The 24,531-nt window shown below is 73.4% G+C and carries 23 protein-coding genes; 10 read left to right on the top strand and 13 right to left on the bottom strand.

Features of this window, described 5'->3' with window-relative positions; all coding sequences use genetic code 11:
* Window positions 1-12: 12 nt before the first annotated feature.
* Window positions 13-879 (bottom strand): universal stress protein, encoded by an 867-nt coding sequence (locus GFH49_RS13125; RefSeq protein WP_155056036.1) that lies wholly within the window; start codon window positions 877-879, stop codon window positions 13-15.
* Between the two features lie 287 nt (window positions 880-1,166).
* Here GFH49_RS13125 and GFH49_RS13120 point away from each other — a divergent pair, with 287 nt between their 5' ends.
* The 7 genes from GFH49_RS13120 (at window position 1,167) to GFH49_RS13090 (ending at window position 10,864) form a co-directional block, all read left to right on the top strand.
* Window positions 1,167-2,048 (top strand): universal stress protein, encoded by an 882-nt coding sequence (locus tag GFH49_RS13120; protein ID WP_155056035.1) that lies wholly within the window; start codon window positions 1,167-1,169, stop codon window positions 2,046-2,048.
* 2 nt (window positions 2,049-2,050) lie between these two features.
* Complete coding sequence (locus GFH49_RS13115) at window positions 2,051-4,729, top strand: cation-translocating P-type ATPase (protein ID WP_155056034.1); 2,679 nt, start codon at window positions 2,051-2,053, stop codon at window positions 4,727-4,729.
* A 556-nt stretch (window positions 4,730-5,285) separates the two neighbouring features.
* The gene (locus GFH49_RS13110) at window positions 5,286-7,979 is read left to right on the top strand and encodes a bifunctional acetate--CoA ligase family protein/GNAT family N-acetyltransferase (protein ID WP_155056033.1); all 2,694 of its coding nucleotides are present in this window, start codon (window positions 5,286-5,288) and stop codon (window positions 7,977-7,979) included.
* A 12-nt stretch (window positions 7,980-7,991) separates the two neighbouring features.
* A complete protein-coding gene (locus GFH49_RS13105; RefSeq protein WP_155056032.1) occupies window positions 7,992-8,723 on the top strand; it encodes a CBS domain-containing protein in 732 nt (243 codons plus the stop codon).
* A gap of 21 nt (window positions 8,724-8,744) precedes the next feature.
* Window positions 8,745-9,248 carry a flavodoxin domain-containing protein gene (locus GFH49_RS13100; RefSeq protein WP_155056031.1) on the top strand — a complete coding sequence of 168 codons (504 nt, stop codon included), beginning with the start codon at window positions 8,745-8,747 and terminating at the stop codon, window positions 9,246-9,248.
* Between the two features lie 127 nt (window positions 9,249-9,375).
* Entirely contained in the window at window positions 9,376-10,389 is a 1,014-nt protein-coding gene (locus GFH49_RS13095) for an Acg family FMN-binding oxidoreductase (RefSeq protein WP_155056030.1), read from the top strand.
* A gap of 70 nt (window positions 10,390-10,459) precedes the next feature.
* Window positions 10,460-10,864 (top strand): hypothetical protein, encoded by a 405-nt coding sequence (locus GFH49_RS13090; RefSeq protein ID WP_155056029.1) that lies wholly within the window; start codon window positions 10,460-10,462, stop codon window positions 10,862-10,864.
* 49 nt (window positions 10,865-10,913) lie between these two features.
* Here GFH49_RS13090 and hypE read toward each other — a convergent pair whose 3' ends face one another.
* The 12 genes from hypE to GFH49_RS13030 all read right to left on the bottom strand — a co-directional run bounded on the left by hypE (window position 10,914) and on the right by GFH49_RS13030 (window position 22,339).
* On the bottom strand, window positions 10,914-11,948 hold the full coding sequence (gene hypE / locus GFH49_RS13085) for a hydrogenase expression/formation protein HypE (protein ID WP_155056028.1): 1,035 nt from the start codon (window positions 11,946-11,948) through the stop codon (window positions 10,914-10,916).
* Window positions 11,945-13,048 carry a hydrogenase formation protein HypD gene (gene hypD, locus GFH49_RS13080; RefSeq protein WP_155056027.1) on the bottom strand — a complete coding sequence of 368 codons (1,104 nt, stop codon included), beginning with the start codon at window positions 13,046-13,048 and terminating at the stop codon, window positions 11,945-11,947. Before hypD ends, hypE begins: the two co-directional genes overlap by 4 nt.
* 16 nt (window positions 13,049-13,064) lie before the next feature.
* Window positions 13,065-13,691: a CBS domain-containing protein gene (locus GFH49_RS13075; RefSeq protein WP_155056026.1), complete on the bottom strand. Its 627-nt coding sequence runs from the start codon at window positions 13,689-13,691 to the stop codon at window positions 13,065-13,067.
* A 23-nt stretch (window positions 13,692-13,714) separates the two neighbouring features.
* Window positions 13,715-15,046 (bottom strand): Ni/Fe hydrogenase subunit alpha, encoded by a 1,332-nt coding sequence (locus tag GFH49_RS13070; protein WP_155056025.1) that lies wholly within the window; start codon window positions 15,044-15,046, stop codon window positions 13,715-13,717.
* A complete protein-coding gene (locus GFH49_RS13065) occupies window positions 15,043-15,822 on the bottom strand; it encodes an NADH-quinone oxidoreductase subunit B family protein (protein ID WP_155056024.1) in 780 nt (259 codons plus the stop codon). The genes GFH49_RS13070 and GFH49_RS13065 overlap by 4 nt, the downstream gene beginning before the upstream one ends.
* Window position 15,823: 1 nt before the next feature.
* Window positions 15,824-16,630 carry an FAD/NAD(P)-binding protein gene (locus tag GFH49_RS13060; protein WP_155056023.1) on the bottom strand — a complete coding sequence of 269 codons (807 nt, stop codon included), beginning with the start codon at window positions 16,628-16,630 and terminating at the stop codon, window positions 15,824-15,826.
* Complete coding sequence (locus GFH49_RS13055; RefSeq protein ID WP_155056022.1) at window positions 16,627-17,091, bottom strand: Crp/Fnr family transcriptional regulator; 465 nt, start codon at window positions 17,089-17,091, stop codon at window positions 16,627-16,629. Before GFH49_RS13055 ends, GFH49_RS13060 begins: the two co-directional genes overlap by 4 nt.
* Window positions 17,091-18,236 carry a 4Fe-4S dicluster domain-containing protein gene (locus GFH49_RS13050; RefSeq protein WP_155056021.1) on the bottom strand — a complete coding sequence of 382 codons (1,146 nt, stop codon included), beginning with the start codon at window positions 18,234-18,236 and terminating at the stop codon, window positions 17,091-17,093. The genes GFH49_RS13055 and GFH49_RS13050 overlap by 1 nt, the downstream gene beginning before the upstream one ends.
* A gap of 149 nt (window positions 18,237-18,385) precedes the next feature.
* Complete coding sequence (locus tag GFH49_RS13045; RefSeq protein ID WP_155056020.1) at window positions 18,386-18,643, bottom strand: HypC/HybG/HupF family hydrogenase formation chaperone; 258 nt, start codon at window positions 18,641-18,643, stop codon at window positions 18,386-18,388.
* A gap of 6 nt (window positions 18,644-18,649) precedes the next feature.
* A complete protein-coding gene (gene hypF, locus GFH49_RS13040; RefSeq protein WP_155056019.1) occupies window positions 18,650-20,941 on the bottom strand; it encodes a carbamoyltransferase HypF in 2,292 nt (763 codons plus the stop codon).
* A complete protein-coding gene (locus tag GFH49_RS13035) occupies window positions 20,938-21,444 on the bottom strand; it encodes a hydrogenase maturation protease (RefSeq protein WP_155056018.1) in 507 nt (168 codons plus the stop codon). The genes hypF and GFH49_RS13035 overlap by 4 nt, the downstream gene beginning before the upstream one ends.
* A 73-nt stretch (window positions 21,445-21,517) precedes the next feature.
* A complete protein-coding gene (locus GFH49_RS13030; RefSeq protein ID WP_155056017.1) occupies window positions 21,518-22,339 on the bottom strand; it encodes a universal stress protein in 822 nt (273 codons plus the stop codon).
* A gap of 210 nt (window positions 22,340-22,549) precedes the next feature.
* Between GFH49_RS13030 and GFH49_RS13025 the strand changes: the two genes are divergently transcribed.
* The 3 genes from GFH49_RS13025 to GFH49_RS13015 all read left to right on the top strand — a co-directional run bounded on the left by GFH49_RS13025 (window position 22,550) and on the right by GFH49_RS13015 (window position 24,206).
* Entirely contained in the window at window positions 22,550-23,449 is a 900-nt protein-coding gene (locus GFH49_RS13025) for a universal stress protein (protein ID WP_155056016.1), read from the top strand.
* 227 nt (window positions 23,450-23,676) lie between these two features.
* Complete coding sequence (locus GFH49_RS13020; protein WP_155056015.1) at window positions 23,677-23,973, top strand: hypothetical protein; 297 nt, start codon at window positions 23,677-23,679, stop codon at window positions 23,971-23,973.
* The gene (locus GFH49_RS13015; RefSeq protein ID WP_155056014.1) at window positions 23,970-24,206 is read left to right on the top strand and encodes a hypothetical protein; all 237 of its coding nucleotides are present in this window, start codon (window positions 23,970-23,972) and stop codon (window positions 24,204-24,206) included. Before GFH49_RS13020 ends, GFH49_RS13015 begins: the two co-directional genes overlap by 4 nt.
* Window positions 24,207-24,531 lie beyond the last annotated feature (325 nt).

The following is a 24,531-nucleotide window of genomic DNA, read 5'->3' as shown; positions in this document are numbered from 1 at the left end:
CGCTTGGGCGGCTCAGTCGTGCGGGACGACGGCGACAGGGCACGGCACGTGGTGCAGGGCCGCGTGGGCGACCGGCCCGAGCTTCCAGGTCAGGCGCGACGGGTATCGCCTGCGCCCCACGACGGTCAGGCAGCCGCGGACGGCGGCGGTCAGCAGCACCTGCGCGGCGGGCCCGGCCGCAACGTGCTCCACGACGGGGACGTCGGGGAACTTCTCCCGCCAGGGCGCCAGGCCGCCGGCGAGCCGTGCCCGCTCCTCGGCCTCGACGTCCTCGCCGGGCTGCGCGACGAGCGAGGACAGGGCAAACGCCCGTACCGCCCTCACCCGCCCTCCCCGCGCCGCGGCCGCGGTGAAGGCGAACTCCAGCAGCGGGTCGCCCGTCGGCGCGGGCTCCTGCAGACCGACCACGACCTCGCCGGGGTCCGCTGTGGCCGGGTGCCCGATGCCCGCCTCGACGGTGGGATCCCCGGACCGGACGGCGACGGCGGGGCACGGCGCGAGGCCCAGGACGGGCAGACTGATCGAGCCGAGCAGGAAGCTCGCGACCGAGCCGTGTCCGCGCGAGCCCAGCACGAGCATCGACGCGTTCGCGCCGCGTTCGAGGAGGGCCTGCGTGGCGGGGGCCGCCACCAGCTCCGTGGTGAGGGCCAGATCACCGTGGCGGTGCAGCAGTTCGGCCTCGGTCCGGCGCAGCACGTCCCGGCCGTAATGCTGCTTGGCGTGCGCCTCCTGGGGGATGGGCACGTCCAGCGGCTGTGTGGTCCAGGAGTGGAGCAGCACCAGGGGCAGGTGCTGGTACGCGGCTTCGCGCGCGGCCCAGCACGCGGCCGTCATGCTCGCCGGCGAACCGTCGAGTCCGACGACGACGGGTCCGGTCATGACGTACCTCCGATGTCGGGCGACAGCCGGCACCGCGCAGCCGCGCAGGTGCTCCCTCACGCTTCCAGCATCGAAGCGCCGTGAGGGCCGGGGGGAGGGCCGGATGGGGCGCTCCCAGGGGTCCGTACGGCCCTGTGCGGGATACGGCGGGCCGGGTGAGGCTGGGAGGACAAGGGCGAGGCGAGGGCGGTCAGGCCGGTGTCGCCGTGCCCGCGGCCCGGCCGTGCACGGGTGCCCTCGCCTCGTCGTGTGGAGTGCGGTGGGCCCTGCCCGGAGAGGGGAGCGCGATGAACGGCCCGGTTGTCGTGGGAGTGGACGGCTCGCCGTCGAGTCTGACCGCCGTGGAGGTCGCGGCGCGCGAGGCCGATGTGCGGGGAGTGGGACTCCGGCTGGTGCACGCCTTCAGCTGGCCTTCCGCGCATCTGCCACCGGGCGGCCGGCCGTGGGGACCGAGCGGGGCCGGGCTGCGCGAGCTGGTCGACGACACGCTGGCCAAGGCCGAGCGGCGTGCCCGCGAAGCGGCACCCCGGGTCGAGTGCAGGCGTGAAGTCGTCGTCGGCGAGCCGCTGATGGCGCTGGAGATCGAGTCCCGGACAGCGTCCCTGATGGTGGTCGGCAGCCGCGGGCTGAGCCGGTTCGGCAGCCTGCTGCTCGGTTCCACCTCCGGTCATCTGGCCGCCCACGCCGCCTGCCCCGTACTGGTGGTGCGCGGCAGGCCGGACCCCGCAGGACCCGTGCTGCTCGCCGTCGACGGATCACCCGCCGCCCGGGCAGCCGTCGAGTTCGCCTTCGAGCAGGCCTCGACGCACGGCCGGGACCTGGTCGCGCTGCACGTGTGGAACACCCACACCGAGCGGGCCTACGACGGTCCGGGCGACCCGCCCTTCGTGACGTACGACGAGGACCGGCTGCGCGACGAGGAGCAGCGGGTGCTGGCCGAGGCACTGGGCGGGCTGCACGACAAGTATCCCGACGTCGCCGTGGACCGCAGGCTGGTGCGCGGCCGGGTCCGCCACGCCCTCATCGAGGCCAGCGCCGACGCCGGGCTCCTCGTGGCCGGGGCGCGCGGCCGGGGTGGGTTCAGCGGGTTGCTGCTGGGCTCGGTCAGCCAGGCGGTGCTGCACCATGCGCACTGCCCGGTCGCCGTCGTCCGGTCGGGCGGGCAGTGACCATGGGCGGGACTACACAGGTCGCGCCCGAGCCGGTCGCGGGCGCGGACGTCCACCGACTGGCCCCCGCCCAGGTGGCCTCCCGCCTGGAAGTCGACGCGGCGGCGGGCCTGAGCACCCGCGAGGCCGACGAGCGCGCGACGGCCTTCGGACCCAACCGGCTGGCCGAACCGGCCCGGCGGCCCGAATGGCTGAAGTTCCTGGACCAGTTCCGCAACTGGCTCATCGGCATCCTGCTGATCGCCGCCGTCGTGGCCGGTGCCATCGGGGACGTCAGAGACGCCGTGGTGATCACCGTCGTCCTGCAGATCAACGCGGTCCTCGGCTACCTCCAGGAGCGACGCGCCGAGCGCAGCCTGGACGCGCTGCGCCGGATGCTCGTATCCACCGCCCGGGTCCGCCGCGACGGCGCGGAGCGGGTGGTCGAGGCCCACACCCTCGTACCCGGCGACGTGGTCCTGCTGGAGGCGGGCGACCGCGTCCCGGCCGACGGGCGGCTCACGGTCGCGGAGTCGGTGGAGGTCGCCGAGGCGGCCCTGACCGGCGAGTCCCAGCCCGTCGCCAAGGACATCGCGGCGACCGGTGCGGTGCCGCTCGCCGAGCGCACCAGCATGCTGTTCATGAACACCGCCGTGACCCGGGGCCGCGCCGAGATGATCGTCACGGCAACCGGCATGCGCACCGAACTCGGCGCGATAGCGGAGGCGTTGCGCACCGGCACGGAACCGCCCAGCCCGCTCCAGATCCAGCTCGACAGCCTCGGCCGCCGGCTCGCGCTGCTCAGCGGCGTCGCGGTGGTCGCCTACGCGCTCGTCGCGCTGATCCGCGGCGAGGGGCTCGCGGACATCGCCCTGCGGTCCGTGGCCCTGGCGGTTGCCGCGATCCCCGAGGGACTGCCCGCCGTCCTGGCCCTGACCCTCGCGCTCGGCGTGTACCGCATGGCCCGGCGTGGCGCCATCGTCAAACGGCTGGCCTCGGTGGAGTCGCTCGGCTCGGCGACGGTCGTGTGCAGCGACAAGACCGGCACACTGACCCTCAACGAGATGACCGTACGGGCCCTGTGGACCGCCGGGCGCCTCTACGACGTGACCGGCGAGGGCTACGGCACGCAGGGTGCCGTCTGCGGCGCCGAGGGACACGAGGACCGACTCCTGTCCGCGGTCCTGCCGTTCGCCCTCTGCAACGACGCGCGCCTTACGGACGACGGTTTCGTCGGCGACCCGACGGAGGCCGCGCTGGTCGTCCTGGCCGCCAAGGCCGGCATGAACGCCGACGGACTGCGGGCCGAGCTGCCACGCACCGGCGAGCTGCCCTTCGACGCGGCGACCAAGTACATGGCCACCTTCCACACCGAGCCCGACGGCCGCACCCGCGTCCACGTCAAGGGTGCGGTGGACGTCCTGCTGGACCTGTGCACCGACGTACGGACCGACGAGGGCGTGCGCAGCCTCGACGACGTCCGCCGCGGCGAGATCGAGACCGTCACCGCACGGCTCGGCGGCGCGGGACTGCGCGTCCTCGGCGCCGCCACCGCCGTGCTCGACAGACCGCCGGACCCGTCGACGCTCCCCGGGCTGACCCTCGTCTCGATCGCCGGGATCGCCGACCCGCCACGCCCCCAGGCACGCGACGCGATAGCGCTGTGCCGCTCGGCCGGCGTCGCCGTGAAGATGATCACCGGCGACCACGCCGACACGGCGACGGCGATCGCGCACGAGCTGGACATCGACGGGGACGTGGTGACCGGCTCCGAACTGGACCGGATGACGGACGGCCAACTCGCCGCGCGCATCGACGACATCGCGGTGTTCGCGCGGGTCGCCCCGGAGCACAAGGTCGTCATCGTGCGGGCCCTGTCGAGCCGCGGCCACATCGTCGCGATGACCGGCGACGGCGTGAACGACGCGGCGGCGCTGCGGGCCGCCCACATCGGTGTCGCCATGGGACGCACCGGCACGGACGTGGCCAAGGAGGCCGCCGACGTGGTCCTCACCGACGACGACTTCTCCACGATCGTGCGGGCCGTGCGCGAGGGACGCGCGATCTACGACAACATCGTCAAGTTCGTCCGCTTCCAGCTCGCCACCAATGTCGGCGCCATCCTGACCCTGTTGGGCGCCTCGCTGGCAGGCCTGCCCGCCCCGCTCACCGCCGCCCAGCTCCTCTGGATCAACATCATCATGGACGGCCCGCCCGCCATGGCCCTGGCCGTCGACCCCGCCCGCGACGACGTGATGAGCCACCCGCCGCGAGACCCGGAAGAGCGGATCCTGGACGCCCGCCGCCTGCTGGCCATCACCCGCGCCGACGCGGTCATGGCCCTCGGCACGGTGGCCCTGCTGGCCGCGGCCCGCTCGCGGACCGGCTCGGACACCGCGCTGACCATGGCGTTCACCACGTTCGTCCTGTTCCAGCTGTTCAACTCCCTGGGCGCCCGCGCCGACGACGGGCCCCTGCTCGGCCGCCACCAGCTCCGCAACCGGACGCTGTGGCTGTGCCTGGCCGGTGTACTCGCCGTGCAGATCGTCGCCGTCCACCTGCCGTGGGCGCGCACGGCGTTCGGCACGGTGCCGCTCGACGTGGGCCAGTGGGCCCTGTGCCTGGGCACGGCATCCACGGTGCTGCTGGTCGAGCTGGCGGTGCGCGGGGTGCGGCGGCTCGCTCGGCGGAGGAAGCGGTAGAACGGCAGGTGACGGGCGCGTGGACGCCCTGCTCCCTTGCGGCGAGGGCGAGCTGCCCTCAATGCCGGAGACGGGACAGGGGGTCGTGTCGCCCGTTCAGCGGGGCATCGGCACAGCGCTCTCGGCCAGGGCCTGCGACGCCGTACGGCGCGGTGACGGCCGGCCCTGCGGGCCGCAGCCCAGGCGGATCACCATCTGTGCGTGCGCCCGCCGGTCGCCGTGCGCATCGGACACCAGCCGGTCGCGCAGGGCGAGCCACCGCAGTGGGCATGGGGCCCTTGAAAGCCGGCCACCGTCAGCGGGTCCAGGTGGTTCATGCCCTCGTCGGACTCGTACGCCGCATACGGGATACGGGATACGGGAGCCGGCCACGACGTGCCGAGGCCGGCGGGCGTGCCGCAGCCCGAGGCCGGGGGGAACGGGCTGGAACGCCTGACACCCGGCCTTCCTTTCAGGGCCGACCGGCCCACCGGCCCCGCCCGAACAGCCCATGGGGCCGACCCCTCTCCCGCTGGATGCTCTAAGTGTCGAGAGGAATCTGTGGAGGAGATCCGCAATGACGGATGACACGCTCAGCCGGCCCACGGTCCACGCCCTGCTCGCGGACGGCACCACGGTGTGCATCCGTCCCGTCAGGCGCGACGATCACGACCAGGTGCAAGGGCTGTACGAGGAGATGTCACCGGAGAACCTGCGCCTCAGGTTCTTCGCCGCGAGCCGCCGCTCCGCCGCGATGGCCGCCGACCGGGCATGCGCCCAGCCGCGCCCCGGCTACCAGGCCCTGCTGGCCGAGACGGCGGGCCGGGTGATCGGACTCGCCGAGTACGACACCGGGGACGAGAAGCGGGTGGCCGAGATCTCCATCGCCGTCGCCGACGGACTGCATCACCGCGGGGTCGGCACCCTGCTGGTCGAGCACCTCGTCTCGGCCGCCCGAGCCGAAGGCATCACGTCGTTCACGGCGGACGCGCTCAGCGAGAACCACGAGGTCCTCCAGCTCTTCGCCGACCTCGGCCTGCGCACATCCCGTCGTTTCGAGGGCCCTGAGGTCCGCTGCACCATCGAACTCGACCAGAGCGACACCTATCTCACGGCCGTGGAGGAACGCGGCCGGGCCGCCGACGTCGCCAGTCTGGAACCACTGCTGCGGCCGAAGACGGTCGCCGTCGTCGGCGCCGGGCGCAAGCCGGGCTCGGTGGGCCGGGCGATCCTGCACCAGTTGCACGCGGGCGGCTATACCGGCCGTCTGTTCGCGGTGAACCCTGCCGCGAGGTCGATCCTGGGCGTACCGTGCCACTCCTCGGTCAGCGCCCTGCCCAGGACTCCCGACCTCGCGGTCCTCGCCGTGCCCGCCGCCGCGATCCCCGACGCCGCCGAGGAGTGCGGGAAGGCGGGCGTACGGGCGCTCCTCGTCGTCACCGCGGGCCTGGACGCCGAGCAGGTCCGGGCCCTGCTGGCGACCTGCCGTACGTACGGCATGCGGCTCGTCGGCCCCAACTGCCTCGGCATCTCCAACACCCAGCCGGAGCTGTGCCTGGACGCCACCTTCGCCGCCGGCCATCCGCGCCCCGGTACGGCGGGCGTCGCCGTGCAGTCCGGCGGGGTGGGCATCGCGCTGCTCGACGGGATGTCCCGGCTGGGCATCGGCGTCTCCTCCTTCGCCTCCCTCGGCGACAAGTACGACGTCAGCGGCAACGACTTGCTCCAGTGGTGGGAGAGCGACGGCCGCACCGACCTGGCCCTGCTGCACCTGGAGTCGTTCGGCAGCCCGCGCGCGTTCTCCCGTACCGCCCGCCGTGTGACCCGCCGTATGCCGGTGCTGACCGTCGATGCCGGCCGCACCGAGGCCGGCCGACGGGCCGCCGCCTCGCACACCGCTGCCGCCGCGACGCGCACGATGACCCGCGGCGCCCTGTTCACGCAGGCTGGTATCACCGCCGCGCGCTCGGTCGGCGAACTCCTGGAGACCGCCGCCCTGATGCACTCCCAGCCCCTGCCCGCGGGGCCGCGCGTCGCGATCGTCACCAACGCGGGCGGAGCCGGTGTCCTGGCCGCCGACGCGTGCGCCGAGGCCGGGCTGCAGCTCCCGGCGCCCACCCCGGAGCTGATCGACGACCTGCTGGCTGTGCTTCCCGAGGGCGCCGCCGTCGGCAACCCCGTCGATGCCACCGCCGCCGTCACGGAGGAGCAGCTGAGCGACTGCGTGGACCGGATCATGCGGCACGGCGGTGTCGATGCCGTCCTCGTGGCCCTGGTCCCCACGGCGGTCGCCGCGGCGACCGGCGACGACCTCGTCCGATCCCTCACCGGCGTTCCCGGACGACGTCCCAAGCCGGTCGCCGCGGTCAGACTCGAACAGGGCCTGTCCGTCGAGCTGTTGCCCGCCGCCGAGGACACCACCATCCCCTCCTACGCCGAACCCCAGGCGGCGGCACGGGCGCTGGCCCACGCGGCCCGCCGCGCCGCCTGGCTCGCCCGGCCCGCCGGAACGGTTCCCGACCTTGACGAGGTCGAGACGGACCGCGCCCACGCCGTCGTCGAGGCCTACCTCGACCGGTACCCCGACGGCGGCTGGCTCGACCCGCGCGAGTGCGCCGAACTCCTCGGTTGCTACGGCATTCCCCAACTGCCCTGGGCCTGGGCCGACACCGAGGACGACGCGGTCCTCGCCGCCGACCGGCTGCGCGGCGCCGACGGCCGGGTCGTGATGAAGGGGCACTGGCCGGGCCTCGTGCACAAGAGTGCCGAGCGTGCCGTCCACCTCGACCTGAGGGGCGACCACCAAGTCCGCGCGGCGTTCCGCGACTTGGAGACCCGGTTCGCCGGTCTCCTGGAGGGCGTGGTGATCCAGCCGCTCGCCGACCGCGGCACCGAGCTGTTCGCCGGCGTCGTACAGGACCAGGTCTTCGGCCCCCTCGTCCTGTTCGGACTCGGCGGCACCGCCACCGAGGTCCTCGCCGACCACGCCGCCCGGCTGGCCCCGCTCACCGACCACGACGTCCACGACCTGATCACGGCCCCGCGCCGCGCCCCGCTCCTGTTCGGCGCGAACGGGGCCGGGCCTGTCGACCTGGAAGGGCTCGAACAGCTCCTGCTGCGGCTCTCGCGCATGGCGAGCGATCTGCCGCAGCTGGCCGAGGCCGACTTCAACCCCGTTCTCGCGACACCGGGCGGAGTCACCGTGCTCGATGCACGCGTACGCCTGCTGCCCCGCAGGCCCCAGGATCCGTATCTGCGCCGACTCCGCTGAGGAGGGACAACCATGAAGCACAACAAGGTCGGCTCCGTGATGACCACGGAGGTCGTCCGAGCCGAGTACGGCACCCCGTTCAAGAAAGTGGCCCGGCTGCTCGGTGACCACCGCATCAGCGGACTGCCCGTGGTCGACGACGACGAGAAGGTCATCGGCGTCATCTCGGAGACGGACCTTCTGGTGCGCCAGGCCGACACGCCCGACCCGTACGAGCCGAAGAAACGCTTCCGCTTCGACCGGCTCACCCGGGCCGGCCGGAAGCGGGCCGTGAAGGCGCGGGCCCGCACCGCCGGTCAGCTGATGACCGAGCCGGCCATCACGGTGCACGCCGACAACACCATCGTCGAGGCCGCCCGCACCATGGCGCAGCACCACATCGAACGGCTGCCGGTCCTCGACGAGGAGCAGCGCCTCGTCGGCATCGTCACCCGCCGCGACCTGCTCCAGGTCTTCTTGCGGGCGGACGCGGAGATCCGCGAGGAAGTGATCCGGGAGGTGCTGGATCGCGCGCTGTGGCTGCCACCGCGCAGCGTCGACGTCCAGGTCACCGAGGGCGTGGTCACGCTCTTGGGCCATGTGGAGCGCAAGAGCGAGATGGAGATCGCCGTCTCCATGACCCGTCAGATCGACGGCGTGGTCGCCGTCGTCGACAAGCTCACCTACCGGCTGGACGACTCGCACATCCGGCCCGATGAGCAGGCCCTGCACGGCGTCGCCGACGACTGGCTGCGCAGGCTGTGACGTGAGAGGAGGCGGACCGCCATGCCCCCGAACGTGCTGGTCGCCTACGGAACGACGAACGGATCCACCGCGCAGATCGCCGAGGCCGTCGCCGGGGTCCTGCGCAAGGACGGGCTGAGCGTCGAGGCGCTGCCCGCCCAGTCCGTGGCGAGCGTGGCGTCGTACGACGCCGTGGTGGCCGGCGGCGGACTGTACGCCGGGCGCTGGCAGAAGCACGCCCGCCGATTCCTCCGCCGACACCGCCGCGAGCTGGCCGAACGTCCGCTGTGGCTGTTCAGCAGCGGCCCGCTCGATGCCTCGGCGTCCGAACGGGACATCCCACCCGTGCCCGGCGTGAAGAAGGCCATGGCCCGGCTCGACGCCAGGGGGCACGTCACCTTCGGCGGCTGCCTGGAGGAGGGCGCCAGGGGATGGGTCGCACGGATGATCCTCAAGAACGGCAAGGGCGGCGACTTCCGGGACTTCGCCCGCATCGAGGAGTGGGCGGCCGAGGTCGCCGAGGAGTTGGCGGGGGAGAAGCACTGACCGCCTCGGTGTCCGGTGTGTCCGTGGTCCCGCCGCCCTGGTGCCCGGCGGGACCACCGCGGGTCCGCGGCCCGGGACCACGGGCAGGCCGTGCGGTCCAGGAAGTTTCACGAAGGGTGGATGCATCATGTCCCTGTCGTACGAGAGTCCCGGCCGCGCGGTGCACCTCGCCCCCGGTCACGCGGCTCTCTACCTGGCCCGCGCCGCCTCTCTGGCGCCCTCACCGCACAACAGCCAGCCGTGGTTCTTCGCGGAGGAGGGCCACGACCACGGCTTCGAGGTGCACCTGGACGGCGGGCGGCGGATGATCCTCACCGACCCGGGCGGCCGGCAGGCGGTGATCGCCTGCGGAGCGGCTCTGCTCAACGTGCGGATGGCCGTACGGCACCTGGGCTTTCGGCCCGCCGTCGAGCTCTTGCCGGAACCCGGCGACTCAGCCTTCCTGGCCCACGTGGGCTACGCGGCCCACGCCCCGGCCACCCCCGACGAGACCCTGATGGCCCGCGCGATGCCTCACCGGCACACCCACCGCGGGCCCTTCGGCCCCGATCCTGTGCCGGACACTTTCCTCGACGACCTTCGCGAGCATGCCCGCGCCGAGGGAGCCGTCCTGCAGGTCATCGACGCACCGGAGAAACTCCGGCTGCTCGCGGACCTGGTGCGCACCGCGGAGGAACTGCACCACGCCGACCGCGCACACGATGCCGAACTCGCGCGCTGCGTCGGCCCGGACGGGGTGCCGCCCAGGGCGTGCCGCCACCACCCGGACCGCACGCTGCTCGCGGGCCGCGACTACCTGGGCTGCGTCCGGCGGTTCGGCGGCCCGTATCGGAGATGCCCTGGACGGACCGGCACCGTCGTCGTGCTATCCACCCCCCACGACCGGCGCGCGGACTGGCTGCGTTCGGGACAGGCGCTCCAGCGCGTGCTGCTGTACGCGGCGGCGCACCAGGTCATGGCCGCCTTCCACACCCAGCCCCTTGAGCTGCCCACGCTGCGGGCGGAGATCCAGACGCGCCTGACCGCCGGCCGGTTCCCCCAGGTGATCCTGCGCCTGGGCCGGACGACCCAGACGTGGTGCACGCCGCGCCGTCCGCCCGCCGAGGTGCTGGGCCGCGACGGCCTTCGGGCCCGCTGGTGAGTGACGATGACCGGGCCCCGCCGGCTGTGGTGGCGCTTCCGGCACGGCCCTCCCCCACTCTCGGCTTCGCTTGAGCGGGGGACTCCCATGGCGCCGTAGCCATCTCGTCGAGGCCTGGCTGCCGCTGTTGACCGGGACGCTTGCGGTGGCGGTGTCCGTGGTCCCGGGTGTGCTGACCGCGCACGCCGTCGAGCGGAACGTGAACGGCCTGCGGGCGGCGCGGCACAGTGTGGCGGCCGTGCTCACCGGGGACGCGGAGCGGACCGTGTCCTCGACCGACGGCGCGGGAGACGACCGGGCCCGGGCGAAGGCGCGCTGGACCGGTGCGGACGGTACACCCCGCACGGGTGTGACCCGCGTCGGGCCCGGCAGCGGGGCCGGGGACACGACCCGGGTGTTGGAGATCACGGTCTCGGAGGGTGCGCTGACCCCTGGGGGCCGGACTGGGAGGACCGGGTGCGCGGACTGTCCGTGAGCGGGCGCCGCGGTAGAGCCTCGCGCAGGTGATGACCGTAAGTGACTGCTCAGCAGATCCGCGGCAGCTGCTCCCCGAGCGGCATCTCCACGATCCGCCGGGCGCCCACCAGCGTGCGCAGCGCCACCCGTCCCGCCGGTCCGTCCGGCAGCACCTCGCCGATCCGCACGGCCTCCGCGCCCTCGCCCACCGAACGCATGGCGCTCAGCGCGTCCTCGGCCGCGTCGGCGGCGACGAAGGCCACCAGGCAGCCCTCGTTGGCGACGACCAGCGGGTCCAGGCCGAGCAGATCGCAGGCGGAGGCGACCGCCTCGGGCACCGGCACCGCGCTCTCCTCGATCTCGACGGCGACGGACGAGTCACGGGCGATCTCGTTGAGGGCGGCGGCGAGTCCGCCGCGTGTCGGGTCGCGCAGGACGTGGACGTCGGCACCGAGCGGGGCCAGAGTGCGCACCAGGCGGTGCAGTGGCCGGGTGTCGGAGGTGATGTCGCCCTCGAAGCCGAGGCCCTCACGGGTGCTGAGGACGGTCGTGCCGTGCAGCCCGATCGGTGCGGACAGCAGGACCGCGTCGCCGGGGCGGGCCAGTGCGGCGGACGGGTGCAGGGAGCCGTGCCGCTGCCCGATACCGGTGGTGTTGATGAACAGTCGGTCGGCGGCACCGCGCCCCACGACCTTGGTGTCCCCGGTGACGACGGGCACGCCTGCGTCCTGAGCCGCCTTGCCCAAGGAGGCCAGGACCGCCCGGAGTTCGTTCAGCGGCAGCCCCTCCTCGACGATGAGGGAGACGGACAGCGCGATCGGCCACGCGCCCCGCATGGCGAGGTCGTTGACGGTGCCGTGGACGGCGAGGGACCCGATGTCCCCGCCGGGGAAGAACAGCGGGCTGACGACGAAACTGTCGGTGCTGATCACCAGTTCCCGGTAGCCGGGCAGCAGCGCCGCGTCCTCCATGGGGCCCGGGTCGCCGTCCAGGGCGGGCAGGACCAGCGAGTCGAGGAGCTCCGCCGTGAGGCGCCCGCCGGCGCCGTGGCCGAGCAGGACGACCTCGTCGTCGTGGTGGGGAGTCGGGCACTGGATGGTCATGGCGTGCTCCTCGCAGGAGTGCGTCCGGCCGCGTGGAAGGCGGCACACGTGCCCTCGGACGACACCATCGGTGCGCCGAGGGGATGGTGGGGTGTGCAGCGCGTGCCGTACGCCGTGCAGTCGGTGGGCAGTCCGGCCCCGGTGAGGATGGCGCCGGCGATGCACTCGGCGTCCTCGACGGGACGCAGCCCGCCCACGTCGAAGCGCAGGGCGGCGTCGAACCGCCGGTACCTCTCGGCGAGTTCCAGCCCGCTGTCGGGCAGCGCCCCGATGCCCCGCCAGGCCCGGTCGGTGACCTGGAACACCTCACGGACCGCGTCCTGTGCCGCCGTGTTGCCGGAGCGGCGTACGGCCCGTACGTACTGGTTCTCCACCTCGTACCGCCCGGCCTCCAGCTGCCGTACGGCCATCAGGATGCCCTCCAGCAGGTCCAGCGGCTCGAACCCGGTGACGACGATCGGCACCCGGTACTCGGCGGCGATCGGCTCGTACTCCCGCCAGCCCATCACCGCGCACACATGCCCGGCCGCCAGGAAGGCCTGCACCTCGCAGTCGGGGTCGTCCAGCAGCGCGGTCATCGCGGGCGGGACGAGGACATGGCTGACCAGCATCGAGAAGTTGGCGAGTCCGAGGCGGGCCGCGTGCAGGACCGCCGTCGCGTTGGCCGGTGCGGTCGTCTCGAAGCCGACCGCGAGGAAGACGACCTCCTTCTCCGGGTGCCCGGCGGCCAGGCGAACGGCGTCCATCGGGGCGTAGACCACCCGCACGTCCGCGCCCCGCGCGCGCAGTGACAGCAGGTCGGTGTCGGTGCCGGGCACGCGCAGCATGTCACCGAAGCTGGTGAAGATCACGCCGGTCGTCGCGGCGACCGCCATGGCCCGGTCCAGGGTCTCCAGCGGGGTCACGCAGACCGGGCAGCCGGGGCCGTGGATCATCCGCATCCCGGCCGGCAGCAGTTCGTCGATGCCCTGGCGGACCAGGGTGTGGGTCTGACCGCCGCACACCTCCATGATCCGCCAGGGACGCGTGGCGGTCTGCCGCAGCTCGTCCAGCAGCCGCCGGGCGAGGACGGGATCGCGGTACTCGTCGAGGTACTTCATCGGTCGTGCCGGTCCTTCATCGGTGGGTCAGGTCCAGCTGGACGTCGACGACTCCCTCGACGGCCCGAACGGCCCGGGCCACCACGGGCATGAGCCCGCGTTCGGGCATCGAGCCGGTCAGCGTGACCACGCCCTCGGTGACCGAGACTCCCAGCGCGGTGGTGACCGGGAGATGGGTGAGCACGCTGCCGCGGATCTCGTCGGCGATCTCGGCGTCGCGCCGCAGGAACACCTTCAGCAGGTCGCTGCGGCTGACGACGCCCTGCAACAGGCCGACGCCGTCCACGACCGGCAGCCGCTTGACGTGCCGGCGGGCCATGATGCGCGCCGCCTCGGCCAGTGAGGCGTCCGCGTGCACGGTCACCGCCGGGGTGCTCATCAGCTCTCCCGCGGTCAGTGCCGCCGCCTTGAGCCGTACCTCGACGTCGCTCCCGGCCTCGTCGCCGTCGCGCAGTTCCTCCTTGGGCAGCAGGTCGGCCTCGGAGACGACCCCGACGACCCGCCCCTCACCGGCCAGCACCGGCAGGGCACTGACCTTCCACTGGTCGAGCAGTTCGACGATCTCCTTGAAGGGCGCCTCGCTGCCGACGGCGACGACGGTGTGCGTCATCACATCGCTCACGGTGTACGGGGATTCAGGCATCGGGACCTCCCGGATTTCGTTCTTCAGGTACGGACGACCGTCAGGTCGAGGAAGTGGGTCGAGCAGGAGATGCACGGGTCGTGATTGCGGATCGCCCGCTCGCACAGGGCCGTCAGCTCGCCGTCGTCCGGGTCGCCCGCGCCGATGGCCCGCTGGGTCAGCCGCCGCAGGTCGTCCTCGATCGCGCCCTGGTTCTGGGCGGTGGGCGGCACCAGCAGCGCGCTGGTGACGAGGCCGTCGGCGTCGAGTTCGTAGCGGTGGTAGAGCACCCCGCGGGGAGCCTCGGTGGCCCCGTGGCCGATGCCCGCGACCGGCGGCACCTCGGTGAACGGACGTGCGGGCGGCTCGTACGCCTCGATGACCCGCAGCGCCTCGCCGACGGCGTACACCGTCTCCACGGCCCGCACCAGGATCGACCGGAACGGATTGCGGCACACGGCCCCCTCGCGCGGATCGCCGAGCCCGGCCTCCACGGCCGCCTCCAGCGCCACCGGTGACAGCCGCGCCCCGCTGATCGCGAACCGGGCGAGGGAGCCGGTGAGATGCAGCCGCCCGTCGAGCCGGGAGTGCAGTGCGGTGGAGTGCGGCACGTGTGTCTCGGTGACGTGCTCGGTGAAGTCCCGCACGGGGAAGGCGCCGGTGGTCCCGTCGGCGCGCAGGAGGGCCGGCGTCCCGGCCTCGATGGCGTACGTGTCCGGTTCGGCCAGTGCCAGCAGGTCGGCCTCGATCCGGGCGTCCGGGAACTCGAAGCCGGCCACCCAGCGCACGGTGTCCCATGCGTCGTCGAGCGCCTGCTTCAACTCCTCGGCGATCGGCCGGAGTTCGTCTCTCGTCGGCGCTCGGTGGAAGCCGCCGAGGCGGACGTTCACGGGATGCACCGCCCGACCGCCGAGCAGCTCCATCAGCGAGTTGCCCGCCTTCTTCAGCCTCAGCCCCCGCTCGACCTCGGCCCGGTGCGTGCGGGCCAGTTCGATCGCGCTCGCGCGGCCCAGGAAGTCCGGGGCGTGCAGCAGATAGATGTGCAGCGCCTGGCTCTCGATCCACTCGCCGCAGTACAGCAGCCGGCGCAGCTCGCGGATCACCGGATCGACCCTCACTCCGCACGCGTCCTCGATCGCCGCGCACGCGCTCATCTGGTACGCCACCGGGCAGATCCCGCACACACGGGCCGTGATGTCCGGCGGCTCGGTGTAGGAGCGGCCGCGCAGGAACGCCTCGAAGAACCGCGGCGGTTCGTAGATGTTCAGCTGCGCCTCGGTGACCGTGCCGTCGTGGACGTGCAGGCGCAGCGCGCCCTCGCCCTCGACCCGGGAGAGCGAGCCGACGTGCAGCAGACGGGAGCCTCGGTGCGTCACGTCGCCAGCTCCTTCTCGACCTTCTCGACCTTCTCGACCTTCTCGAACGCGGCGGCGTTGAAGGTGTGCAGGAACCGCTCCACGTCGTCCTCATCGAGGCTGTCGCGGCGCAGCAGCGGGATCAGCGCGGGCAGGTTCACCGACCCGGACGGGCCGAAGCAGCCGAAGCAGCCGCGGTGGTACGCCGGGCAGAGCGCCCCGCACCCGGCGTGCGTGACCGGGCCGAGGCAGGGGGTGCCGTGGGCGACGGTGACGCAGACCGTGCCGCGCCGCTTGCACTCGAAGCACACGCTGTGGTCCGGGATGTCCGGCTTGCGGCCGACGAGGAACGCGGTGATCACCTCGATGAGCTGGCGCTTGTCGATCGGGCAGCCGCGCAGCTCGAAGTCGACGTCCACATGCGCCGACACGGGGGTGGAGGTGGCCAGTGTCTCGACGTACTCGGGGTGCGCGTACACGACCCGCCGGTACTCGTCGACGTCCGCGAAGTTCCGCAGCGCCTGGATGCCCCCGGCGGTCGCGCACGCCCCGATGGTCACCAGGTGACGCGAGGCCGCCCGGATCGCGCGGACCCGCTCGGCGTCGGCGGCCGTGGTGACCGAGCCCTCCACGAGGGACAGATCGTACGGACCGGGGGCCACCGCGCTGGACGCCTCCAGGAAGTGCGCGATCTCCACCTCGCCGGCCAGCGCCAGGAGTTCGTCCTCGCAGTCCAGCAGGGTGAGCTGGCAGCCGTCGCAGGAGGCCAGTTTGAACACGGCGAGTGTGGGGGCCATCTCACAACTCCCTTACCGACAGGAGAGGTTCGGCCTGCGCCCAGTTCGCGACGGGGCCCACCTGGCACAGCAGCAGCGGTCCGAGCTGGCAGTGGCCGCAGTGCCCGGTCGCACAGCGCATGTTCCGTTCCAGCGAGACACGGATGCGGTCGCGGGGGACACCGCGCTCGGCGAGTTCGCGGGCGGTGGCGCGGATCATCGGCTCGGGCCCGCAGACGAACGCCCAGGTGCCGTCCGGTTCGAAGGGCGCACGCCCCAGCAGCTGGGTGACCACGCCGACGTCGCGTCGCCAGTCGGCGCCGGGCTGGTCGACCGTCACTCCGGTGAACGCCGTGGGCCAGCCGTCGATCTCCTGCCGGCCGATCACGTCGCCCGGGGTACGTGCCCCGACCAGCACGCTGACGCGGCGGTAGGCCGCCGGCTCGGCCAGCGCGCTCAGGATCAGCGGCCGCAGCGGGGCGAGACCGATGCCGCCGGCGACGACCAGCACGTCACAGCCGTACGCCCGCTCCAGCTCCCAGGTGTTGCCGTACGGGCCGCGGAGCCCGACGACGTCGCCGACGCGCATCGCGCACAGCCCGTCGGAGACCGCGCCCACCGAGCGGATCGTGTGCGCGAGACCGCCCGTGGCCTGCACGGAGCTCACCGAGACGGGGATCTCGCCCCGGCCGAAGGAGTGCACCATCGCGAACTGTCCCGGCGCGAAGTCGGGCAGCGCCGCGCCGACCGGTTCGAGGTGCAGTGTGACCGTGTCCGCGGTCTCCGGACGGCGGGCCACCACGCGATGCGGGACCGGTACGGCGGTCATCGCGGTTCCTTCGTCTCATAGATCCCGTACAGATCGACCAGCCGGGCGCGGGCCGCGTTCAGCCGGTGCGCCAGCACCCTGCCGACCCAGTGCTCGACGGTACGCCCGAACTCGGGGTCCTTCAGGCACATCAGCCGGACGGCGACGGCGTCGAACTCGTGGGCCCTCAGCTGCCTCAGGGCCTCGGCGCCCAGCTGCCAGACGTACGGCTCGTACAGCCAGGACCAGCCGACGAGGTCGCCGACGCCGAGCGTCTCGATGACCGGCGGGCGACGACCCGGCACATGCATGTCGAGGGCGGCGGTGCCGTCCCGGATGATCCAGAAGCGGTTCGCGTGGCCGCCCTCGTCGAACATACGGGCGCCCGGCCGGAAGCTCACCTCGTGACCGACGCGCAGCAGCCGCTCGCGGTGCTCGACGGGCAGAGCGTGGTTCATGCGCAGCGCGAGTGAGGGAGGCATCAGTCCGTCTCCGTTCCGAGAGCGGCTCGCTCGGCATCCAGGGCGGCGACTTCCTCCGTGATGTCGATGCCGGCCGGGCACCAGGTGACGCAGCGCCCGCAGCCGACACATCCGGTCGTGCCGAACTGGTCGTGCCAGGTGGAGAGCTTGTGGGTGAGCCACTGCCGGTAACGGCTACGGGCCGAGGAACGGACGGGGCCACCGTGCAGATACGAGAAGTCCAGGTCGAAGCAGGAGTCCCAGCGCTGCCAGCGCTCGGTGTGATCCCCGGTGAGGTCGGTGATCTCCTCGGTGGTGGTGCAGAAGCAGGTCGGGCAGACCATTGTGCAGTTGCCGCAGGTCAGACAGCGGGCAGCGACGTCGTCCCAGCGCTCGGCGTCCAGGCTCGCACCCATCAGGGAGCGCAGGTCGACCGGGGGCAGGGCGCGGCCCATGCGGTCGCGGGCCGCGTCCACGGCCGCGCGAGCAGTCTGCTGCGTGACCGGGTCGGCGGTCCGGTGCGGTGTCCGTTCCAGCAGCTCGGCGCCTTCGTCGCTGCCGACGCGTACGAGGAAGCGGTGCCCCTCCTCGTCCACGATCTCGGTGAGCGCGAGATCGTATCCGGGGTCGGCGGAGGGGCCGCCACCGGTGGACACGCAGAAGCAGGTCGCGCCCGGCTCGGTGCACTCGGCGGCGATCAGCAGCGCCGTGCGCCGACGCTTCCCGTAGCCATCGTCCGCGTAGCGCCCGCCGGTCAGCACACGGTCCTGGATCGCGATGGCCCGCAGGTCACAGGGGCGGACACCGAGGAAGGCGTACGACGGTGCCTCCGGCTCGTGCGCGGTGTAGGCGATCTCCGCCTCGGACGTCCGGTCGGCACTCCACAGCCGCTCCCGCGACGGGTGCAGGTAGGACTTCCAGGACTGCGGGCCCGCACTGTGCGCGAAGGCCGCCCCATCCTCGCGACGGACCAGTCGGTAGCGCCCGGCGTCCAGTTCGACGCCCCAGCCGTAGGGGAGCTCGTCCGCCGAGGCCAGCTCGGCGAGCCCGACCGCACCGTCGCGGACGGTCGGCCCGATGACGGTCCGTCCCTGCGCCACCAGGGCCGCGACCAGCGCGTTCAGACCATCCCGGTCGAGCACGGCGGGGGCTGCGGTGGCGGTCATGACGGTCCTCCTCGTCCGGGCCGGTCCGTGCTCTTCCACTGTCAGCTTCCGACTCAGGACTGTGCCCGCGACAGGGGCCGACCGGCCCTCTTGACGGGCCGACCGGGGTCCCCCGGGTCCGATGGTTCGGGTCTGTCGCGGGAGCTCTGCTACGGGAGCGGCTCGCCCAGTTCCCCCTCCACCGCGCCCGCCATCGCCCGCAGCACCTCAAGCGTGCGGTGGGCCTCTGCCTCGTCGACCTGGGTGATCGCGAAGCCGACATGCACGATGACGTACGACCCGACCCCCGCCTCAGGCGTGCAGCTCAGACACACCGCACGCCGAATCCCACCGAAATCGACGGTCGCCATGCGGAGCCCCGCGTCGTCGTGGATCTCCACGACCCGGCCCGGGATGCCCAGGCACATACGTCTTCACCCCTCCCCGGCAAGCCGCGCGGCCGCGACCGCCGCCTGGCCGTAGCTGATGCCGCCGTCCCCGACCGGGACCTGACCGCCGACCAGCACACGCAACCCCTGCGCGTGCAGCCGGCGCTTCACCTCGGTCAGCAGCCGCCGATTGACGAAACAGCCGCCGCCCAGGCACACCGTGCGCGGCGCACCCTCGGCAACGGCCCGCGCGACGAGCTCGGCGGTGACGATCGCGAGCGTCAGATGGAAGGCCGCCGCCAGCCGGGTCGGTGACTCCCCGTCCAGCTGCCGCGCCAGCAGGTCGACGAGGGTTGGCACCGGGTCGTACACCCACAGTCCCTGTTCCCTGACGACGCGGTGGGCCAGCGGTACGGCGTGCTCGTCACCGGCCGCCGCCTGGAGCAGGACGGCCGCCTCACCTTCGTAACCCGCCCGGTGGCACAGTCCGAGCAGTGCGGCCACCGTGTCGAAGAGCCGTCCCGCGCTGGACGCCCGCGGGCAGTTGACGTCCCGCGCGATCATGACCCGTACGGCCGCGACCTCGGCCGGTTCGAGCCCGTCCGTGAAAGGCCGGGTGAGCCAGGGATACGGGCGCGCGGAGCCCAGCGCCTCGGCGCCGAGCAGGTGGCCGAGGGCGGTGCGGGAGGGGTGGCGTACCGCCGCGTCGCCGCCGGGCAGGGGCGCGGTCGCGAACCGGCCCACGCGGCGGTAGCCGCTCAGGGTGGCGACGAGGATCTCGCCGCCCCACAGTGTGCCGTCGTCGCCCAGGCCCAGCCCGTCGTAGGCGACCCCGAGGAACGGTCCCCGTACGCCGTGCTCGGCCGCGCAGGCGGCCACGTGCGCATGGTGGTGCTGCACCGGGATCCGGCGCAGCTGCTGAGTCTCCGCCCACTGGGTGGACAGGTAGCCCGGGTGCAGATCGTGGGCGAGGGCGATCGGCTCGATGCCGGTGAGCTGCCTGAGGTGGTCGTACGACGCCGTGAACGCCTCGTACGTCGGCAGATCGGCCAGATCCCCGGTGTGCGGCCCGATGTGGGCCCGGCCGTCGGCGGCCAGGGTGAACGTGTGCTTCAGCTGCGCGCCCGCCCCGGCGACCGGCTGCCGTACGTCCAGGGGCAGCGGGGCGGGGGCCAGCCCGCGCGCCCGGCGGATCGTGATCCGGGTTCGTCCGGTGAACTGGACGACGGAGTCGTCGTACCGGGAGCGGATCGGCCGGTCGTGGGTGAGGAAGCCGTCCGCGACCGAGGCAAGGGTGCGCGTGGCCTCGGCGTCGTCGACGGCGATCGGCTCGTCGCTGAGGTTGCCGCTGGTGACCACGAGAGGCCGGGCCAGTTCGTCGAGCAGGAGGTGGTGCAGGCCGGTGGTGGGCAGGAACAGGCCGACGCGGGTCAGCCCGGGGTGCACCTCGGGGGCGAGCGGAGGCGTCGTCCCGCGCCACCGATGGCGGGCGAGCAGCACCACGGGGCGCTCCGGCGACGTCAGCGCCCGCTGTTCCGTGGCGCCGATCTGCGCCAGCCGGGCCGCGGTCCTGACGTCGGGGACCATCACGGCGAACGGCTTCGCCGGACGCCCCTTGCGGCGCCGCAGCTCCGCCACGGCCGCCGGATCGCCCGCAGCGCACACCAACTGGTAGCCGCCCAGCCCCTTCAACGCGACGATCCCGCCCGTGTCAACGGTCTTCACCGCCGCCCGCAGCGCGTCCTCGCCGCGCAGCTCCTCCCAGGCCAGCCGCGGCCCGCAGGCGGGGCAGGCAACGGGTTCGGCGTGGAAGCGCCGGTCGCCGGGGTCGGCGTACTCGGCGGCGCAGGCGGGGCACAGCGGGAAGCGGCGCATGGTCGTGCGGATCCGGTCGTACGGCAGGTCTTCGATGATCGTGGCGCGTGGGCCGCAGTCGGTGCAGTTGATGAACGGGTAGCGGTAGCGCCGGTCGCGTGGGTCGCGCAGTTCGCCGAGGCACGCATCGCAGATCGCCGCGTCGGGCGGGATCTCGCGGGATGCGGTGCCCGCGTGCCCCGGGGCGCTGTGCCGCACCCGAAAGCCGCGGTCGTACGTCGACTGCCGGGCGCCGTCGCTGAGGTGGACGCCGCGCACCCGGGCGAGGGCCGGGGCGGTGGAGCGGAGGCGCGTCGCGAACTCCTCGATCGCGCGGGCCGGCCCGGCGACCTCGCCCTCCACATGCCCGTTGATGTTGGCCACCCAGCCGTCGAGGCCGAGCTCGGCCGCGGTGCGGTAGACGAACGGCCGGAAGCCGACCCCCTGGACGATGCCTTCCACATGGAAGCGGCGCACGGTCATGCGGGCCTCCCGGGTGCCGTGTCCCGGTGGCGCGCGATCTCGTCCTCGACGGCCTCCACCAGGGGCTCGACGGTGGCCGCGACGGCGGGGGAGAGGCCGGCGCCGAGCGAACTCTCGGCGCCCTCCACGGCGTACACCACCAGGTGGTCCGGCAACAGGCCCAGCGTCCGGGCGAGTTCGACGGCCTCGCCGAGACCGAGCCCGTGCGAGCTGGTGGTCGGCGGCTGGTCGGGAAGCCCGGCGTCGAGTTCGAGGCGGTGCACGCGGCCCGGGGTGCCCGGGTGAGCGTGGGCCGCGTCGACGACCACGGCCAGGCGGGCGCCTTCCCACAGGCCGATCAGGCGTCCGGGGTCGCCGTCGCAGGTCGCGAGTTCGGTGCCCGGCGGAAGCGGCCGTTCCGCGGCCTGCTCGCGCAGCCTGGCGATGACGGCCCAGCCCACGCCGTCGTCGCGCCGGAACTCGTTCCCCACGCCGATGACGGCGATCCGACCGCGGCTCCTCATGCCTCCCACGGTGACGCGTGGCCGCCTCGCTCCACAGGGGCCGAAGGGCCCAAGCCGAGTGGGCCGACCGGGGTCAGGCCGGTACGACGGCGACCGGGCACCGGGCGTGCCGCAGCAGTGCGAGCGCCGTGCCGCCTGTGTGGCGGCCGGCCACGGCCAGCCCGGAGTTGCCGGCGGCATGGGTGAGCGCCGCGACGGCGGGAAGCAGCACGACGTCTTCCAAGACCTCGACCTCCGGGTACTCGCTCCGCCAGGGACGCAGCGCGTCGGACAACAGCCGCACCTCGCTGTCCCAGGCCGCCCGCTCCTCCTCCAGGGAGGGGAAGGGTGACATGGCCGCGCCCGCCGGCGGGGACCAGGCGTGCACGGCGTGCAGGCGGGCGCCGCGCAGCCGGGCGGTCTCGAAGGCCAGGCCGAGCACGCCGCCCGCCGGGTTTCGGGCGTCGATCCCCACGGTCACGCCGTCGGCGCGGCCCTGGGGTCCCTCACCGGTGAGCGTGCCGGGCACCAGCACCACCGGGCGGGCGCACTCCATGGCCAGGGCGGAGGCGGTCGAGCCGAGGACGACCCCGGCGTGACCGCCCTCGCCGCGCAGGCCGAGTACGAGCAGCTCCGCCTCCTCGGCCACCGCGCGCAGGACCGACACCGCAGCGCCGGTGACGTTCATGCTCCGGGCCGTCAACGAAGGGTGCCGGCCGACCAGTTCGGCGACCACACGGTCGGCCACGGTCTCCGGCCGGTACGGCCACCGCTCCGCGGGGTCCGGGCCGTCCGACGGAGCCACATGGACCACTTGCAGGGGCATCCCGCGCAACAGGGCCTCGCGCGCGGCCCAGTCTGCCGCCGCCCGGCTGCGTGCCGACCGGTCGACCCCGGCGATGATCGCTCGTGCCATGCTGTGCCGCCTTCCGGCCCGGGGGACCCGATACCCGGGCGAGTTCCAGCCTGCTCGCGCGGTCGGGCGCCCCGCAGGGGGCCGAACGACCCGGATCGGAGCCCTGGCGGCCCATACCCGCCGGTAGGCCGCGGGGCGACGCTGACACCGAGGAACAGAGCACCGAAGAACAGACCACGGATGAGCAGACCGAGCCAGGAGGTGAGCGCCATGCCTGCGCCCGTCATCGCCGGGGTCGACGGATCCGCCGAAAGCCTGGCAGCCGCCGAGTGGGCCGCCCGTGAGGCAGCGCGCCGCGACCGGCCGCTGCGGCTGGTGCACGCCTGGAACTGGCACCCTCGGCAGGACGGCGAACCGGCCACGGCCGCTCAACGCCACTTCGCACGGCGCGTCCTGCGTGAGGCCGGGGAGCGCGTCCACCGCGCCTGCCCCGGCATACGCCTCGACGACGAACAGGTCGAGGGCCCGGCCACCGCCGCCCTGGTCCTTGCCGCCGAGCAGGCCGACATGCTCGTGGTGGGCTCGCGCGGCCTGAGCGGCTTCACCGGTCTCCTCGTCGGGTCGGTCGCCCTGGGCGTCGTGGCGCGGGCCACCCGGCCCGTCGTCTTCGTCAGGGCGGGCGAGGAGGCCACGGACGAGCACTTCCCGGCGGATGACGGGAGCGGCTCCACCCGCACCGGCTACCGCGACGTGGTCCTGGGCCTCGACCTCGGAGACCCGTGCGACGAGGTGATCGAGTTCGCCTTCGAAGCCGCTCGGCTGCGGGGGGCGCGGCTGCGGGTCGTCCACGCCTGGCAGCCGCCGTCTCTCATCGTCCTCGGCCCTGGGGAGATCGGCCTGGTGGACGGGGTCCAGCGGGCGGAGGAATGGCTCGGTTTCATGACCGCCGTCCTGCAGGTGTGGCGCGAGAAATACCCCGGCGTCGAGGTCGTCGAGACCGTGACCGAGGGCCGCGCCCAGTCCACGCTGATCCGGGCCGCGTCCGGCGCGAGCCTCCTCGTCGTCGGGCGCCGCACCCTGCGCCCCCCGCTCAGGGCACGCATCGGGCCCGTCACGCACGCGGTGCTGCACCATGCCATGGCGCCGGTCGCGGTCGTTCCGCACGACTGACGGGCGATCCACGGGCCGGGCGTCCCTGCGCCTCCGAGCGGCCCCCGCTTCAACCGCGCGGGGCGTCGATCGGGGGCGTTGCGGTGCCGAGGGACCGCGCCCCGCCGTGAAGAGGACGGTCGGCCCGTTCCGTGCCCCAAGCGGCCCCAGTGCCGGACGGCCGTCGGGTCGCAGGCTGAAAGCGACCGCTCACACCGGGTGGAGCCGCTTCTCACGAGGCCAGTGCCATGGTTACCGCAGCCGTATTGCTCCAACTGCTCATCATCATCGGCGCGCTGTACGACACGGCTCGGCTGCTGACGGCGACCGCCGGCAGCCGACCGCGCGGCTCCCGGCACCGGCGGCGGCGTGCGGAACTTGAGGCGGCCGAACGCCGGCTGGTGGCCCAGCGATTGGGCGGTGAGATCGGCGCGGCCCCGTACCGGGCGGGGATGCGCTCTTTCGCTGACGGACACCGCCACCGCGCACCGTCCCCACCGTCCCGTCATGTCCCCCCCACCGATTCACCCCAGGAGTTGCCATGACCGGCATGACCGGCATGACCGGCACGACCGGCACCCTGTGCCCGCACTGTGGCTGGCCGGACCGCGCCGAGCCCTTCCAAGTGGTGTCCCGGCACACCACCGCGGCAGGCAGCACGGTGTGGACGCGGTGCGGCTGTGGTTCGTTGCAGGTCCGGGTCGTCGACGCCGGCGGCCTGCGCGTCGTTTCGCGCAGCCGCCCCGCCGAGGCTCAGCCCAGTCCATCCAGCCGCTGAACCGCCGCGGCGCGAACTTGTTCCATAACGTCTCACGCCGCTGCGGAGCGGGCCGGAACGGACCGAGTCGATCGCCACTGACCTGGGCGTCCGTGCCCGATTCGAGGGTGTCCGGGCTCTAGCGGCGGCTGATGCTGCGGACGCTGACCAGGGTCAGGATGCCGAGGCCGACGAGGGCGGCCGCGGCGCCGATCAGCTGGGCGGTGCTGTGCATGGATCCTCCGGAGGTCGGCAACAGCCGGGAGACGGACGGGAATCAGGCGGGAATCAGGCGGGAATCAGACGGGAGCCAGGCGGGAAGAGGGCGGATTTTGTCATATAGACA

The sequence above is a fragment of the Streptomyces blattellae genome (genome assembly GCF_009709555.1).
In the GTDB taxonomy this organism is placed as follows: domain Bacteria; phylum Actinomycetota; class Actinomycetes; order Streptomycetales; family Streptomycetaceae; genus Streptomyces; species Streptomyces blattellae.
Note: the sequence above shows the minus strand (reverse complement) of the source record. Positions and strands in the feature narration are given on the sequence as shown.